This is a genomic window from Bartonella sp. B1099 (assembly GCF_944801835.1).
Taxonomy (GTDB): Bacteria; Pseudomonadota; Alphaproteobacteria; order Rhizobiales; family Rhizobiaceae; genus Bartonella.
The window spans coordinates 1,119,877-1,137,208 of the sequence record NZ_CALYLN010000001.1 but is presented as its reverse complement, the minus strand read 5'-3'; the positions used below and the strand labels follow the sequence as shown (position 1 = coordinate 1,137,208).

The window sequence follows — 17,332 nt, the reverse complement described above, 5'->3', positions numbered from 1 at the left end:
CTTAATTCAGAGCTTTTTCACACTTTCTAAAACAATACAATGATCCCTTTCATCAATATTTATTTTCATCTCTGTCATTTCAGCAAGTAACATTGTGTAATAAAATTGGATGACATGTGCATCAATAAGCTCTTCTTGAGCTTCTCCATGATATAACGCAAGAAAATGTGGAGGAATACGAAGAATTTCACCCACAATCTCAAATCGAAAAGAATGTTTATTTTCCTCTTGCACAATCATAACAACAATTTCACCGCCACGAGAAACTGTTGCATTTGCAATCAATAACAAATTCAGCAAAAGTTTAACTTCATCTTTTTGTAACAAAAGAGAGGGAACCTGCCATTTTAAAGTTGCTTTTTCTTGCCGCATATATTGTTGAGCAACCTGCTCTGCAGCACGTGTCTCTATTTGTCCTCCACTTGCACCAGCAAAACCAAAAGCCAATCGCGCAAATTGTAGACGTGCAGAAGCACTCGCAACAGATAAACGCACCAATTGCAAAGCCTCTTCTTCAGCGTCTCCCTCGTCATAAAGCTCCATTGCATTTTGAATAGCCCCCACAGGTGAAATTAAATCATGGCAAATACGACTACAAAGCAAAGCAGCAAGATCCATAGGCTTCAAAGAAATAGCAAACGTCATACGATTGAAAACTCCTAGATTCAAAAAACAAACTTTATTTTAAAGAAAAACTCTTAACATCTGATGCATAAGAGAAAACATTAACAATCATGCTAAAAAATTTTCAGAAATAAATTCAAGAATTTAAATAACCTTACATCTTATTTTTTATTTGAATAGAATGAAAATCCTAATATTATCTTTTTGTTTGTCACTAATAAAAGGAGAAAACTCTATGGCTCTCTCTCTGCTAAAATACTGGTACAAAAATATTATATCTTTAATCTTCCTTTTATTCGTCACCATAAACACTACACATGCTCAACTAAAACCAATAGAGCAAAACGAGCCTCATTATTCACTTCAAGAAATAATTGATTCTGGTCATATTTTTTTTGGGAAAACAACCAGTGGTCTAGCAATCGCAATTCAAAATATTTTTTCACAATATGGCTATCCCAATGCCTATATATTAGGAGAAGAAGCTTCAGGCGCCTTTTTTGCTGGATTAACCTATGGCGAAGGAAAAGTTTTTACCAAAAGTTATGGTCAGCATAAAGTTTTTTGGCAAGGTCCTTCAGTAGGCTGGGATTTTGGTGGCCAAGGTTCTCGTCTCATGATCTTGGTTTACAATCTTAAGAGCATAAATAATTTATGGGGACGCTATGGTGGTATTTCAGGTTCGGCCTATTTAATTGCAGGTGTTGGTTTTCATGTGCTCAAATACCATGATACCTTGTTAATCCCAATACGGACAGGAATCGGTGCACGCCTTGGTATCAACATAGGATATTTAAAATTAACACCTAGACCGACGTGGAATCCGTTTTAAACGTCTTCTTATTTGAAAAGGGGTATTATGCTTATTCAATCGTTTCTTTTTTTTATTCTTGGGGTTGCCGCCACTTCTTGGTTATTGGTGCTTTTATCTCCTCTTATTTGGCGCAAAGCCGTTCATTTTGCGCATAAAGATGTTTGTGCACAAATTCCATTATCACTCACGGAAATACAAGCAAGCCACGATTTTGTCCGCGCACAACATGCTGTAGAATTAGCAAAAAACCAACAAAAGTACGAATCTTTGCAAAAAAAATACGCCCAACAAAAAATATACTTGAGCCAAGTTACAGAACAACTTTATCGGCTATATTTCCCCGCACAAAACACTTCTCTCAAAGAATCGATCGCGATCAAACAAAATATCGTCACAACAAACATCTTCAAAGGAAAGCAAAATGATGCATGAAAAAATTGCACACTATCAGCAACATTTACAAAAAATCCAAACTCATGAGCTTGATATAATGGCTAACCACCAACTGCTAGAAGAATTCCGTGAAGAAACAAAGGACCTTGCAGCAACATTAGCAGCTCAAATAGCGCTACAGGAGGGGCATACATCACCCATCAACACATTGATTCAAAAGTCCAAAAGTAAAAATGACCTCGCATCACGTATTCGCAAAAAAATAACTTATCTCTCCTCTAAAAGTCCCGTTAAATAAGTTATCTCTTAAAACGCCTTCAATGAAGAGTAAAATCAATAAAGGCTCATTGTGACTTTCAGACATGAAATACTTTTATTAAGCGTGATTTTCTCCTGAAGCGAAAGAAAAAAATCTTACCCTACACCATTTTATAAAAAATCCATCTTCTTGTTTAGCGATTTGACTTTCTTATCATATCACCGCCCTAAAGGACGGCATTTCATGAGTCCTAAAGCAAATAATACTTTAAAATATTCATCACACACTCTAACAAAAAATACCTTCTAAGATGGACCACCCATAAAGCTTTTACCATAAGTTTTAAAGGTAAAAGCACACTCTCAAGCGTGATAAAAATCTCTTATTTTTTGGATAATCATATCCTGATCCGTTTGCGCCAAGTAAGGATGCATTGGTAAACTTAACACACACTCTCCTAAAGACTCTGACACAGAAAGGGAATCTTTTACATAAGGAAAGCGTTTATAAGCTAGCTGTTGATGTAAAGGAGTTTTATAATAAACCATTGTAGGGATAGAATTTTTTTGTAAAAAATCTTTTAATTTATCACGCTCTTTTACCTTAATTGTATATTGGGCATAAGCAGAACGAATATTTTCTCCTATTTCTGGAACTGTAACAGTATCTCTTAACCCATTGGAATAACGTTGAGCAACGTCTACACGCTTTTCCATTTCATCTTCAAAAATCACAAACTTTTCGAGTAAAATTGCAGCCTGAATACTATCAAGACGTGAATTCATACCAATCCGTACATTATCATATTGTGTTTCACCTTTCCCATGAAACAAAATAGAGCGTAAAAGTTCTGCCAAATCATCATCATTGGTCATCATAGCACCTCCATCGCCATAACACCCTAATGGTTTTGCAGGATAAAAACTTGTGGCCGCCACGTCACCAAAAACACCGCACATCGTCTTACCGCTTCTTCCCCCCATAGATTGAGCAGCATCTTCAATGACAAACAGATTTTCCTTTGCAGCCACTTGAGCAATTTGCACATAGTCAGCAGGAAGCCCAAATAAATCAACAGCAATAATAGCCTTTGGCTTTAGCCTTCCCTCTTTTTTAACCATTTCGATAGCGTGAGAAAGTTTTTCAACATCAATATTAAATGTATCGGGTAAAACATCCACAAAAACAGGCTCAGCCCCCACCAAAGCAACGACTTCAGCCGTTGCCGAAAATGTAAAGCTAGGACAAAATACAGCATCCCCTTGACCAATATTTTTAGCCATAAGAGGCATCTTCAAAGCATCTGTTCCATTAGCACATGCGATGACATGTTTAACGCCAAGATACTCAGCCAATTTTTCTTCAAACTCTGTTACTTTTGGCCCCAAAATATACTGACCACTCGCGACCACATGCGCAATTGCAAAATTAATTTTATCTTCAATACGCGCCCGCTGCGCCCCAAGGTCGATGAATTGCATATTAACTCCATTGATCATCACTAGAATACAAAAGCACTACTTATCTCTTTTATTTATCATAATTGACACCAGCAGCTGTTAAAATCCGTAAAACCGCAATAGCATCATCACCATTTGTACGAGGCAATTGACGCGTTTGAATACAATAAAGAAAATGCCGTAATTCGCAAGTAAGTGGCAAATCTTCACAAACATCAATGTAACTCAGCTCATCCATGCTAAAAGCCCACTCTTGATTCTCTTTCCAAACGGCAAAATGGTGCATTGCCAATTTACGGCTCCACGGTTCCATATCATCAAAAACGAGCATAGCCTTTGTCCCAACAACAGTTAAACGCCTCTCACGATAAGGGCTCAAGCGTGAAGCAAAAAGATGACTCCGTACACCATTTGGAAAAGTCATATGAACATGAGAAAAATCAGAAATCTGATCAACGACAGCAGCCCCCTCACCACGAATTTGGGAAGGCTCACATCCTGTCAACGCTAAAATCATTGAAAGATCATGAGGGGCAAGATCCCATAAAGCATCACTGTGTGTGTGAAATTTTCCAAAGCCTAATCGATGAGAGTAAATATATCGCACCTCCCCCAATTCCCCGTTTTTCACCAATTCATACATTTTTTCAAAAGCCGGATGGAAACGTAAAATATGGCCCACCATAAAAACCCGCTCATAGTCCTTAGCCTCCTGAACTTGGCGTTTAGCATCAGCAACATTCAAGGCTATTGGTTTTTCCACCAAAACATCTTTGCCATTTTTAACAGCACGCAGCACATTTTGCGTATGAAATTGTGGCGGCAGCGCTAATACGAGCGCATCAATATTTTGATGAGTGAAAAGATCATCTGGTGGAACAACCTCTACACCATACATCGCAGCAAAATTGGCAGCACGATCAGTATTAATATCAGAAACTGCTACTAAAGCCCCAAGAGAGTGGAGAGTCCGTATATGGTTTTCACCCCAATGACCGCATCCTAAAACCGCTACACGTGGCACCATTTTTATGCCTTACCTTACGTTATCTATAAAATTATACTTTTACATATCGAGGATAAAATAGAATGACAAGAGAAAAGCTTAAAAACGATGCTTGACATCTCACTATTCTACCTCTTATATCCGGAGAAGATGTAATTATTTGCACTTATAATTTTATTTTGGCGGAGTAGCTCAGTAGGTTAGAGCAGAGGAATCATAATCCTTGTGTCGGGGGTTCAAATCCCTCCTCCGCTACCATTTTTTCACAGTGTATGTAGCTTGTCAGCAGGTTTTGTATATTTTGACACCAGGTTTTGTACCAATTTATTTTGTTTCACATGATTTTTAAGAGGTTCTCAAAGGGTCTTCAAAGGCCTTTCAAAGGGTGTTTTAAGATTCGTCATTTTTTGTGAGAATCTATGGGATTTTTCTTCTCAATCATCGGATCATTATTTTGAGCTCAAGCGGATATTTCTGGAAAGTTGTCGTTATCCGTTAGGTCACTAAAGCATGTAAAGTCAGATTGGAAAGTCAGAGGGACGATTCCTGTTGGTCCATGGCGTTGCTTGGCTATGATAACCTCAGCTTTGCCCTTAACTTGCTCCATTGCTTCTTTCCATTTGTGATATTCAACACTGCCTTCTTTTTGTTTTTCATTGTTGAGATAATATTCTTCACGATAAACAAACAACACAATATCGGCATCTTGCTCGATTGAACCTGATTCACGTAAATCGGAGAGTTGTGGACGTTTATCTGTTCTATTTTCAACTTGTCGTGATAATTGCGAAAGCGCAATGATGGGAATATTGAGTTCCTTTGCAAGCGCTTTAAGACCCATAGTAATGGCTGTAATCTCTTGAACGCGGTTTTCAGAAGAACGCTTTGAACCGCTTGTTATCAGTTGAATATAATCAATGATCAAAACATCTAGACCATGTTGTCGTTTAAGACGCCTTGCACGCGCGGCTAGTTGTGCAAGAGATGCAGCTCCCGTTTGATCGATATAAAGAGGAATGGTTTGAAGGGAACGCGTCATATGAACAATGTTTATAAACTGATCATCAGAAAGATTACCCCGTCGAATATCAGAAGAAGAAACCTTTGTTTGTTCTGAGATAATACGGGTTGCAAGTTGTTCTGTTGACATTTCAAGGGAGAAGAAACCGACAATCCCCCCTTCACTGGCTTGGTTATCATGACGCTTGCAAGCATTGGCAATATTAAAGGCAATATTGGTTGCAAGGGACGTTTTACCCATCCCAGGACGCCCTGCTAGAATAATCAAATCAGATGGTTGCAACCCTCCCATTTTTTCATCAAGAGTTTTTATATGGGTTGCCATGCCAGAGAGCTGTGAGGAACGCTTTTTTGCAGCACTTGCCATGTTAATGGCTTTTACAATGGCTCTATCAAAGTTTTCAAAACCAGCTCCATATTTGCCTTTCTCTGCCAATGCAAATAACTGATTTTCAATCGCTTCAATTTGTTTAGAGGGGATAAGTTCTAGGGGAGAATCAAAAGAGCTATTTACAATTTGAGTGCCAAGGTTAATTAAAGAACGCCAAATAAACAGATCATAAATAACCTGTCCATAATCTTGAGTATTGATGATTGTGACAGCTTCTTTGGCTAAACGAACAACATACTGGTATACAGTGATATCTCCAATTTTCTCATCATTTGCAATAAAGGGCTTCATGGTAATCGGGTCTGCAACTTTTCCCTTTTGAACAATTTGTAAGATGATATCAAAAATCTTTTGATGGAAAGCTTCAAAAAAATGCTCTGGTTTGAGAAAATCAGAAACACTCTCAAGAGCATCATTATTGATCATGATTGCTCCAAGCAACGCTTGTTCTGCTTCAATATTATGGGGAAGTTGCCGAAAAGAAGGGGCAAAAGTATCTCTTGGGTTTTCTGTTTCTAACACGTTTAATTTTCTCATGCCTCTTTTCCTTAATTTGGCGCTTCTAGGGTTATTTCTGTGGTGTAGCCGCTTTGCTTCTCATAGCGATGGGTCACGGTTGCAGCATGCCATGGGCCATTGATTTCGTCTCGAAACCCTTGAAGCAAAAGCGGTTGACCGGCCATGATTTCAGGGCGCCCCTCGAGGCTTAAAGAACCACTACCCATGGCTCGACAAAGCCTATCCGACTCAGAAGCAGCCGCAGCTTGTGCTTGCTGCTTACAAGGGTAGCACGTCCGCAGACGGCGAATGGGCCCCGTATACCCTGTGCGATGCGTAACAACGTGTTGTTGCCCTTTTGTGCGATCAAAATACCGTGCTTCTATCATGCCATATTGGGTGCGTGGCTCGAGACTAAATTCCCAATGGGAACGCTCCTGTTGATGGATGGTCTGAAGCGGAAGATTGTCCCCGCTTAAAAATAAAAACTTATTTTTTAAATATACTGAAAAATACATTATAAATTAAATTTAAATATTGCATATTTAATGATAAATTCAACTTTAACTTTGACAGAGAAAACAAAATAAATTACCAAAGTTATGCGTAATTAACGAAAAGCAATATCTATTTTCTGTTCTTCTTTTGAAGACTGCGGGGAAGTAAATATTGGGGGCTTTAAAAGGAGAGTATTCGTGTATAAAAAATCCCTTCTGTCATCTATGGCGACAGCCGCTATCGTGCTGTTTAATATCCAATTCAATGTTCACGCTGAATCTCTTGAAGTTTCTGGAGAAAAAAAAGAGATCAAAGAAGCCACTTATGAGACTCTTCATGCCCTAAAAGGTGGTCAAATCATTGGAACTGATTTAAAAGTAACCGGAAATAAAGACACAAACTCAAGCTCACACACAGATGTCTACGTTATAAGCGTTGAAGGCAAAGGCAGTGCAATTAAATTAACGGGAGATAAAACGACCATTAAAGGAACGGATTCTGACATCCGTTTGGGTCTTGAAGTAAAAGATGACGCGATACTTCAAATGACTGGGGGAATCATTACAGTTTCTGACACTGGCGTTCACTTCTTGAACAGTAACAGCCAAGAAAATAAATTGGAAAATGTGACCATATCGAGTGGTAAAAACGATGTGCCACTCAGAAATGGAATAATAACAGAAAACAGTACAGTTACTTTAAAAAATGTCACTGTCTCTCAAGTAGTTAATGCCATAGTCGGAGATGATCACTCTCAAATAACGATCACTGGAGGATCATTCGAGAGCACAAACGATAGCATATATGCAAAGCAAGGAAGTTCCATTACTTTAAACAATGCTACAGTCACATCATATGGTAACAATGGTGTCTATGCAGACGGTCTGGATTCAAAAATTATAATGATAGGAGGAAGTGCAACAACGAAAAATAAACATTCTTCTGCATTGCTTGCAAAAAACAAAGGGAGTATCGATGCCACGGATATTACGCTCACAACAAATGGTACAGGAACCGGCGCCTTTGCATATGGCGAGAAGAGCACAATTGAATTGCATGGCAATACAACGATTAACAATACTTTTAATGGTCTTGGAGCAAGCGTTGGTGGCAAAATCACCAGCGAAAATTTAACAATCATCGGTGGGACAGCTGGCAATCTCGAAAACCCTGAAGCACAGTCAGGTGTATGGGTAGGAGAATCTGGTGAAATTAATTTAATAGGCAAAACAATCATTAGCAACTTTGATGAAGGTCTTTATGCAGACAGTGGAGGAAAAATTGTCAGTGGTGATTTAACAATAACCGCTCTTAAAGGCAAAAATATAGGCATTGGTGTACTTGCTAAAGGTTCTAATAGTAAAATTGAATTAAAGGGGACAACAACCATTCAACAACTTACGAATGGAATTGAAGCAGAAAATGCTGCTACAGTTATTGCCAAAGATTTAAAAATAACCTGTTTTGAATCATCGGAAACTGAGTTTAATACAATTGGTTTCGGTATAAAAGCACGTGAGAGTATAATTGAATTAAATGGTAATACAATTATCGAAAATGTATTTAACACTGGTCTTGCAGCAGACCTTGGTGGCAAAATCACCAGTAAAAATCTAACAGTCATCGGAACAAAATCAATCAATCCAAATTCTGAACACGATCGCTATGGAATATCGACATGGAATCCTGATAGCGAAATTAACTTAACGGGCACAACGACCATTAAAAATCTTGATATCGGTCTTTCTGCAGATGATGGAGGCAAAATTGTTAGTCACGATCTAACAATAATCGGTGGTGAGAGCGAAAAAATAACTATTGGTGTCGAATCCTATGAAGATGGTATAATTGAATTAAATGGCAACACAACCATTCAAAATGTTGATCTTGGTCTTGTTGCAGATGAGAATGGTGTAATCAAAACGGGTAGTGGTACTAAAAATGAGATAAAAGCAAAAAAAAATGCATTAGCCGTAGTAAATGGCGGACATATGGATCTCACAAATGTTTCTGCAACAGCAGAAGTTTCAGGCTTACAGTTTGCAAATTTTTCTGATAATGATCCACTTGACCCAATGAATCCACAAGAATATCGTAACAATGAAATCAATTTAAACCATTCAATTTTTCACGTTGATAATGGTACAGGAATTTTTGTTGGAGCTGTTGTTGAAAAAAATATTGAAAATAGTCCTGCTCTATCAATCGGTACGCTCAATTTCAAAGATTCAGAAATATATGCCGATATATTATTAGATAATGGTATCTTTTGGGACAAAATTTCTTGGAAAGATAAAAATGTCTGGGATGGTAAAGAAGTTAAGGAGATACCTATCGGTAGCTTCACATTAAACGCAGATCATTCCACTTTAGAAGGCAGAGCAAACATTACAAAAGAGAGAAACGTACGCTTTGACCTGAAAAACGGGACACAATGGTTCTTAAAAAACAGTACACAAGAAAAAGATGATGACGGAAAACTCCTTGATATCGCTCAAAGATCACGTTCTGATATTTCTGTGCTAGATCTCGAAAACAGCTCTGTTATTTTTCAAGAGCCAACAGAAGGTCATTACCACACATTGTATATAGGCTCTGGAAAACCAGAGACCAAAGCCGTCTATAATGCAACAGGCAATGCACAGATTTCTTTCAATACTTGGTGGAGTGATGGTAAACCAATCGTTGACCAAAAAACAGATCGGCTTTTGATCAATGGAGATGTTTCAGGAACTACAAACATTTTTGTTAATTTAAAAGGAAATACCACTCAACAAAAACCTTCTGATGTTGAGAAAAATATACGGGGACTTTCTCTTATCCAAGTTTCTGGAACAGCTGAAGAAAGCTCTTTTAAATTAGCCCATGGCTATACCACAATAAATGGTTCACCAGATAAATATATGCTGCGCGTCTATGGACCAAACTCAAGCCAAGGCAAAGCGGATATAAAACAAAATCTCTTTGATGAAAAAAATGAAAATTTCTGGGATTTTCGTCTACAACCGGAGTTTCTTAATTCTAATCCAGAGACCGGCTCTAACCCAGAGGGATCTGGCTCTAATCCAGAGTCCGGTTCTCATCCTGAAGCAAATGTACATGCACCTGTCGCACAAATGGCAAGCTATTTGGTCATGCCAAATGCTCTCTTCTATAGTGGATTGACCGATATGGCTAAACAAAACGCTTTGTTGGCAAATATCAGAACATCGGTTGTAGATAAAGGACAAGAAAAACAGAATGGCTTTTTCTTACACACCTATGGAAGCACAGGAACCTTCTCCTCTGAAAGTGCACCACGTCAATATGGTTATAGCGGTGCTGATCTTCGCTATGCCGCTCTACAAGGAGGGGTGAACTTCGCAACACTGGAAGGACATAATACCACAACACGTTTCGGTCTTTTAGGAACCTATGGACAGCTTTCCTTTACGCCAAAAAATATGCGAGATGCTGGAAAAAACACCGTTGATAAATGGTCCCTCACAGCCTATGGAACCATACAATACGACAATGGCTTTTATCTTGATACGCTGTTATCCTATGGCTTCCTAAAAGGAGAGATCACCAATGCCCTCATTGGGACAACCGCAAAGTTGAAAAATGCCAAAATGTTGAACATCTCCACCACTGTTGGCAAACAATTTGCAACAGGAATTCAGGGTGTAACATTCGAACCGCAGGCACAACTTGCTTATCAACATTTGACGTTTGATACCATTGCAGATGCCGATAATTTTACCGTTGACATGCAAAATCCTCATCAATGGATGATCCGTATTGGCGGGCGTTTGACCAAAAGCATTTCCACTGAAAACAACCGTCCTATGTCTTTCTATGGAAAAGTCAACTTGATCAAAACTTTTAGGGATGATCAGTCCCTCCATATTGATAAGGATTATAAACTTGATGCTATGGGATCTGCACTTGAAGGAGGGCTTGGCATCAACGCGCAATTGTCCACGAACCTCTCCCTTCATGGTGATGTGAGTTATCAACAAAAACTGCAAAAAACGGGTATCTCTGGAGCAAGTTTTTCAGGCGGAATACGCTATCAGTTTTGAGGCAGAACTTTAACAACAGGTGTATTGTTATTCTATACACTTCATCAAACAAAAAAGGCAGCATGATATGCTGCCTTTTTTAGTTTATGACGATTTGTTTTTTAAACGGTTTTTAAAATAGAAAACAGCAAAATATTTGAAGACTGTCATTGACCGTTGAAAATTTTTTACAAAAAACTCTTCTTTTATAAAGCATAAAACTTAGCATTTTCCAATGAATAATGCCCAAAATTCTAAAAAAGAGAACAACTAAAAAATAAGATGATATTATAAAATAATAAGAAGCTTTTCCGGAACATACAGCCATTATTTTCTTCTGTTATTTCTCACCATTTAATGCTTAAAATTTTAAAATAAAATGATAAGCAAAAAACAGGACAACATTATCAAACAAAGAATGTATATTATAAATCACTTGTATATTTCACAACCAGAGTTCTAACAGGATTTAAAATATTATAGCTCACAAACTATCCAGCAAATTCATGACTAAAAAAAATCCTATTATTCTCCTTGCCCTTTTAACAAGGCCGCCAAACATCTCCAGAAACTTTAACACAGAAAAAACGACATTTTCTCTTCTGGAAAGTCAATCACGCTCTTTGTTCTCTATGAACGATAGGCTCAATACTGGCTTCAAAAAACGCCTTTGTATAATCGTTTTGTGCATGTAGATTACGCAATTCATCATTGCTAAGTTCTTCAAGAATAATCCCTTTATGCATAATGCCAACCCGTTCACAAATATGTGCGACAACAGCAAGATCATGGGATACCATTAAATAAGTAAGCTTTTTTCTCTCACGTAACGATTTCAACAAGTTTAAAATTTCAGCCTGTACCGACACATCCAATGCAGATGTTGGCTCATCAAGCAACAAAACCTCTGGCTCGATAATTAAAGCACGAGCAAGAGCAATACGTTGACGCTGCCCTCCAGATAATTCATGAGGATAACGATAAAGAAACGAAGAATTTAAGCCAACGGAATCTAAAGCATCCTCCACCCGCTCTCTTTGATTATCCATACCATGAATTTTGAGCGATTCAGAAAGAACCGTATGAACCATTTTTCTTGGATGCAGTGAAGCATAAGGATCTTGAAAAACCATTTGAATACGACGCAGAAAACTCTTGTCTCTTTTTTTTGCGACCTCTTCTCCATCAAAAAGAAACTTTCCACTATACTCTGGAATAAGTCCTACCAATGTATTCAAAATAGTTGATTTTCCACATCCGGATTCACCAATCAAACCATAAGCTTCACCACGCTTAATATGAAAATTAACATTTTTAACAACGGTTACGGCCTTGTGCCTGTGCCCAAACGTGACAGATAAATTAGAAACATCAACAATATTCTCACAATTTGCCATGAGGAACCTCCTCAACACCATTAACAATCGTAGGGTTATACAACCAATCAGGATCACGCTCAGGAACAGCCAAAACATCAACAGGATTATCAAGCCGTGGCAAACTTGCCAACAAAGCCTTCGTATAAGGATGACAAGCGTTAGACAAATCAGAAGCAGGCAATTCTTCTAGCACACGTCCCGCATACATCACCAAAATACGATCACAAAAATCGGCAATCATATTCAAATCATGACTGATGAAAATAAGCCCCGTTCCAGACTTTGTCACAAGTTCATCTAATACGGATAAAACTTGTCGTCTGACCGTAATATCAAGCGCAGATGTTGGTTCATCGGCAATAATTAAATCAGGTTTGGGAATGAGCATCATTGCAATCATCACACGCTGCCCCATTCCCCCAGATATTTCATGAGGAAAGAGACGCATCACATGTTCAGGATCACGAATATGAACAGATTCTAACATAGATATGGTTCGCTCCCGCGCTTCAACTTTTGAAACACGGTAATGAATACGGTAAGCCTCCATAATCTGCTCCCCAATCCGGATGAGTGGATTAAGTGAATATTTGGGGTCCTGTAAAATCATTGAAATACGCTTACCGCGGATTTTTCGCATCTGAGGTTCACTTGCAGTCAATAAATCGACATCCTCAAAGCGCATTTTTTTGGCTTTAACAATGGCTGATTTTGGACTCAGCTTTAGTATTGCCCGTCCAGTCATCGATTTTCCAGATCCTGATTCACCAACAATACCAATTTTTTCTTTTCCGACAGAAAAGCTAACACCACGCACAACTTCTGCAATGCCGCGCGTTGTAGGAAAAGAAATACGTAAATCTTCTACTTCTAATAATTTATTACCCATTGCGTGGATCCAATACATCACGAAGACCATCACCTAAAAGGTTGAAAGCAAGGCTTGCAAATAATATTGCACAGCCTGGTATTGCCGCCAACCACCAATTTGTCATCATAAATTCCCGCCCTGAGGAAAGCATCGCTCCCCATTCAGGACTTGGAAGTTGTGCTCCCAACCCTAAAAATCCAAGGCCAGCAGCTGTTAAAATAATCCCAGACATATCTAAAGTTAATCGGACAATCACTGAAGGAATACACATGGGCGCAACATGAAACAAAATAATCCGCCAAGCAGAAGCGCCCTGCAGGCGAACTACCGAAACATAATCAGAAGAACGTATCGTCAAGGTCTCAGCGCGCGCTAAACGTGCGATTGGTGGCCATGCTGCAATTGAAATGGCAATAGAAGCATTTTCAATCCCCGGTCCCAATGCCGCTGAAAAGGCAAGAGCTAAAATCAAACCTGGAAAAGCAAGAAAAATATCGACAATGCGCATGAGAACAGTATCAACCCATCCCCCCATATAACCAGAGACAGTCCCAACAATAAGCCCTATTGGTCCGACAATAATGGTTGTGAGAAAAACAACATAAAGAGTAATACGAGAACCAAAAACAAGACGACTAAAAATATCACGTCCTAATTCATCTGTCCCAAAATAATGGGCCATAGAGGGGGGCTGCAATCGATTTCCCAGATCATTGCTCAGAAAATCGTGCGTCGCAATCCAAGGAGCAAAAAGTGCACATATGACAATAATACAAATAATAAGCAGACCGAATACAGCCGAAAAGTTATGAAAAAACTTAACCAGTGCATGATAAATTCTTTGTATGTTTGCTTGAATTACGGACCTTGGAACAGGATCGTTTAACCAAGAGCTCAAAGAAGATGATGATGGCGTTTTATGATGATTACTGACTGTCATATTCAACGTGTCCTTGGATCAAAAATGCGATAAAGCAAATCAGAAAATAAATTAATGGCGACAAAGATAAATCCTACAAGTAAAGTACATCCGACAACTGCATTCATATCTCCAGCGAGAAGAGCATTTGTCAAATAATGTCCAAAACCAGGCCAAGCAAAAACTGTCTCCGTCAAAACAGCCCCTTCTAATAAAAAAGCATAAGAAAGTGCAACAACGGTAATAACTTGAACAGCAGCATTCCGAAAGGCATGTCCCCAAACCGTTCGCGCCCACGATAATCCCTTTACACGTGCCGTAATGATATATTCCTGATTGAGTTGCTCAATCATAAACCCACGAGTCATACGACTAATATAAGCCATAGCCCCGAAAGCCAAGATCAAAGCAGGCGTAATAATGTGACTAAAGACATTCCCAAAAGCCTCCCATTGTCCTTGGCTCGCGGTATCCCAAAGAAAAAATCCTGTTTTGGGTTCAAAAGAATATTCATAAAGAAAATCAAGTCGTCCTGGACCACCAACCCAGCTAAGTTTAGCATAAAAGATTAACAATGCCATCAACCCAAGCCAAAATGTCGGCGTAGAATAACTCAAAAGTGTAAAAATACGGACAACATAATCAATAAATGAATCACGATACATTGCTGCAAAAACACCAAAAGGGATTCCAAGAGTTGTGCCAATAACAATAGCAACCGTTGCAAGCTCTAATGTTGCAGGAAATACACGCATAATATCTTCTAAAACAGGACGCCCAGAAGTTAAAGCATCTCCAAAGTCAAATAAAAATACATTATGAAGATACTTCCAATATTGAACAATCAACGGCTTATCAAGACCCAGCTTATAATACATGGCATCATAAGCTTCCTGACTGATATTATCACCAAGAATAGATAGAACAGGATCGAGAGGAAGAAGATGACCAAGAAAAAAAGTGATCGTCACCAACCCAAGCAATGTGATAAAAACTGAAATAAGAAGTTTTAATCCCTTGAATAAAAAATCCCATAAAAATAATTTTTTCTGCTTTTCTGATACAGCTCTTTCAGTCTCTGAAAGTGGCAAAACCATTATAAAAATCCCCTCTGTAGCGATAAAACATAAAGCGAATACCTTTTTTTATAGAATGAAACAATTTCTTATTAAGCATGTGCTACAATGCTTCTCCCTAACATGCTTCTTTTTATTTTTCTGCTTCATTGTAGTAAAGTCTGTAACTATTCCAAACCCACTTTTTGACATCAGGTCCCATACCAACGGTATAATATGTCTGAAATAAATAAACCATAGGACCATGCTCTAGCACATAATGCTGTAAAGTACGATATTGCATAATACGCTTCTTAGGGTCTTGTTCAAACAAAGCATCCGTCACCATTTTATTAATATTTTCATCATAATAACCAGCGCGCCAAGCCAAATACATATTATGCTTTTTCGTAAATGTTGGATCAGGATTAAACACGTGATTTAATGAAGCAGGATGTCCATCAGGATCCGCACTCCCCCACCCCATAAGGGCCGTATCATAATTTCCACCGCGTACGCGACTCAATAATTGATTTTGTGCCATTTTTTCAAGTGTCAGCTCAACACCAATTTTGTGTGCATTCGCTTGAATAGACTGTGCAACAGACGACATATAACTAAGGCTACCCACTAAAAGATTAGCTTTAAAACCGTTAGGATAACCAGCTTCAGTAACTAACTGTTTTGCTTTTTCCAAATCTAACTTAAAGGGAAGACCTTCTTTTTCATCCAAAGCACCCGGAACACCTAAAGACATATAAGTTGCCCGCGGAATAGCAATCCCTTTCAAAACAGTTTTTCCAAGACCTTCATAATCAACCAAATAACGAAGTGCCAATCTGACCTTTTCGTTTGCAAAAATTGCATTCTTATTGTTTAACGATAGATAAATGATCTGCGGACGCAAAACACGATTAATTTTGGCTGCTCCCCCTTTTTTTTCAAGGTCTAAAATATCCTCTGAGGAAAGATCCCGCGCTATATCCACATCACCTTTTTCCAAAAGAAGCCTTTGACTAGCTGAATCCGCTACATGCCGCACAACAATCTGCTTAATTTTAGGTGCATTCCCCCAATAATGCTGCGTAGCTTTTAATACAACTTTATCCCCTGGAGACCAACTTGCCAATTTATAAGGTCCAACACAAGCCGAATGTGTCGCTAAATATTTATTCCCCATATCACCGTTAATACTCTGCGCTTCAATCGTTTTCCGATCAAGCAGAGCAGAAGCATAGGATTGCCCAATAACCGTCAATATGAGCTGAATAGGATAGGGTTTATCTAATTTTAATTGTAAAGTCTTATCATCAAGAGCCTGAATATTTGTTTCAACATTATCTTTAGTAAATCCATAGTCCATCAAAGATTGAGCATAGCTCAAACCTAATTTAATAATCCGTCGCATCGACCATACGAGATCTTGTGCCGTCGCCACTCTTCCATCATCAAACTTTAAGTCATCACGAAGATGAAAAACTATTCTTTTGCCATGATCTAAAACATCCCAAGATTTTGCCATAGCAGGACGAATTTTTGTAGGATCATGCTCATCATATTGCACAAGCGCGCTGCAAATATTCGTCAACAACTCACTCGTCACAACTTCAACGGTTTGCGCTGGATCAAAACCACTAATTGAATCAATATTCCAAGCCATCACCAATATATCTTTCGATGAAGCACTAAATGCTGAGACTATAGCCCCATTTAAAAATCCCATTGTGCTTAATAAAACGCAAATTCTTTTCAACATTCTTTTTTCCCCATTTTATCTCTTGCTTTTATATTTCTGTACCTTTTCACACAAAGTGATTTTCATTTTGCTTTTTCATCTTTTAAATAGCATAGTCTCACACATCAACTTCATTTCATCAAACGAAGCATCTATAAAATAATTCTCTCACATATTAATCTATCTTCAGGATGAAGAGAATCTGTAACCATAAACCCCAAAACTCCGCAATATAACTTTCCATATTCATCCCTCCCTATAAATGGCCTCGATCATATACGACATAATCTCCCACAATTTCATCCTCTAAAAACTGAAGGGCTTCTATGTGGGAGAATATTTTCATCATACAATTATGATCAAGCTC

General features: G+C 38.4%; 13 protein-coding genes, 1 tRNA gene and 1 pseudogene. 5 read left to right on the top strand and 10 right to left on the bottom strand.

All coding sequences use genetic code 11. From position 1 onward, the window contains the following. Positions 1–6 precede the first annotated feature (6 nt). Complete coding sequence (chpT, locus tag NNJ73_RS04835; protein ID WP_254492949.1) at positions 7–645, bottom strand: histidine phosphotransferase ChpT; 639 nt, start codon at positions 643–645, stop codon at positions 7–9. Positions 646–859: 214 nt separating this feature from the next. On the opposite strand from chpT, the gene NNJ73_RS04830 reads away from it, so the two are divergent. The 3 genes from NNJ73_RS04830 to NNJ73_RS10115 are packed head-to-tail and all read left to right on the top strand — an operon-like array spanning position 860 to position 2,129. Then, a complete protein-coding gene (locus NNJ73_RS04830) occupies positions 860–1,456 on the top strand; it encodes a DUF1134 domain-containing protein (RefSeq protein ID WP_254492948.1) in 597 nt (198 codons plus the stop codon). A gap of 27 nt (positions 1,457–1,483) precedes the next feature. Further along, the gene (locus NNJ73_RS10120) at positions 1,484–1,870 is read left to right on the top strand and encodes a hypothetical protein (RefSeq protein ID WP_371923238.1); all 387 of its coding nucleotides are present in this window, start codon (positions 1,484–1,486) and stop codon (positions 1,868–1,870) included. Next, entirely contained in the window at positions 1,860–2,129 is a 270-nt protein-coding gene (locus NNJ73_RS10115; protein ID WP_371923237.1) for a hypothetical protein, read from the top strand. The genes NNJ73_RS10120 and NNJ73_RS10115 overlap by 11 nt, the downstream gene beginning before the upstream one ends. A 323-nt stretch (positions 2,130–2,452) precedes the next feature. On the opposite strand, the gene NNJ73_RS04820 is transcribed toward NNJ73_RS10115, so the two are convergent. Then, positions 2,453–3,571 (bottom strand): DegT/DnrJ/EryC1/StrS aminotransferase family protein, encoded by a 1,119-nt coding sequence (locus NNJ73_RS04820; RefSeq protein WP_254492947.1) that lies wholly within the window; start codon positions 3,569–3,571, stop codon positions 2,453–2,455. Between the two features lie 49 nt (positions 3,572–3,620). Continuing rightward, positions 3,621–4,577, bottom strand: coding sequence for a Gfo/Idh/MocA family protein (locus NNJ73_RS04815; protein WP_254492946.1), 957 nt, complete (start codon positions 4,575–4,577; stop codon positions 3,621–3,623). Between the two features lie 160 nt (positions 4,578–4,737). On the opposite strand from NNJ73_RS04815, the gene NNJ73_RS04810 reads away from it, so the two are divergent. Then, positions 4,738–4,814: transfer RNA gene (locus NNJ73_RS04810), tRNA-Met, on the top strand. A gap of 202 nt (positions 4,815–5,016) precedes the next feature. Here the strand turns inward: NNJ73_RS04810 and NNJ73_RS04805 are convergent. Both NNJ73_RS04805 and NNJ73_RS04800 read right to left on the bottom strand, forming a co-directional pair. After that, positions 5,017–6,504 carry a replicative DNA helicase gene (locus NNJ73_RS04805; RefSeq protein WP_254492945.1) on the bottom strand — a complete coding sequence of 496 codons (1,488 nt, stop codon included), beginning with the start codon at positions 6,502–6,504 and terminating at the stop codon, positions 5,017–5,019. A gap of 11 nt (positions 6,505–6,515) precedes the next feature. Continuing rightward, positions 6,516–6,959, bottom strand: a pseudogene (locus NNJ73_RS04800) (late control protein); the annotation flags it as partial. 201 nt (positions 6,960–7,160) lie between these two features. On the opposite strand from NNJ73_RS04800, the gene NNJ73_RS04795 reads away from it, so the two are divergent. Continuing rightward, on the top strand, positions 7,161–11,027 hold the full coding sequence (locus NNJ73_RS04795) for an autotransporter outer membrane beta-barrel domain-containing protein (RefSeq protein ID WP_254492944.1): 3,867 nt from the start codon (positions 7,161–7,163) through the stop codon (positions 11,025–11,027). Positions 11,028–11,620: 593 nt separating this feature from the next. On the opposite strand, the gene NNJ73_RS04790 is transcribed toward NNJ73_RS04795, so the two are convergent. The 5 genes from NNJ73_RS04790 to NNJ73_RS04770 all read right to left on the bottom strand — a co-directional run bounded on the left by NNJ73_RS04790 (position 11,621) and on the right by NNJ73_RS04770 (position 16,986). Further along, positions 11,621–12,403: an ABC transporter ATP-binding protein gene (locus NNJ73_RS04790; RefSeq protein ID WP_254492943.1), complete on the bottom strand. Its 783-nt coding sequence runs from the start codon at positions 12,401–12,403 to the stop codon at positions 11,621–11,623. Then, the gene (locus NNJ73_RS04785; RefSeq protein WP_254492942.1) at positions 12,390–13,274 is read right to left on the bottom strand and encodes an ABC transporter ATP-binding protein; all 885 of its coding nucleotides are present in this window, start codon (positions 13,272–13,274) and stop codon (positions 12,390–12,392) included. The genes NNJ73_RS04790 and NNJ73_RS04785 overlap by 14 nt, the downstream gene beginning before the upstream one ends. Beyond that, the gene (locus NNJ73_RS04780) at positions 13,267–14,196 is read right to left on the bottom strand and encodes an ABC transporter permease (RefSeq protein ID WP_254492941.1); all 930 of its coding nucleotides are present in this window, start codon (positions 14,194–14,196) and stop codon (positions 13,267–13,269) included. The genes NNJ73_RS04785 and NNJ73_RS04780 overlap by 8 nt, the downstream gene beginning before the upstream one ends. 2 nt (positions 14,197–14,198) lie before the next feature. Continuing rightward, positions 14,199–15,272 carry an ABC transporter permease gene (locus NNJ73_RS04775; RefSeq protein WP_254492940.1) on the bottom strand — a complete coding sequence of 358 codons (1,074 nt, stop codon included), beginning with the start codon at positions 15,270–15,272 and terminating at the stop codon, positions 14,199–14,201. Positions 15,273–15,384: 112 nt separating this feature from the next. After that, on the bottom strand, positions 15,385–16,986 hold the full coding sequence (locus NNJ73_RS04770; RefSeq protein WP_254492939.1) for an ABC transporter substrate-binding protein: 1,602 nt from the start codon (positions 16,984–16,986) through the stop codon (positions 15,385–15,387). Positions 16,987–17,332: the final 346 nt, after the last annotated feature.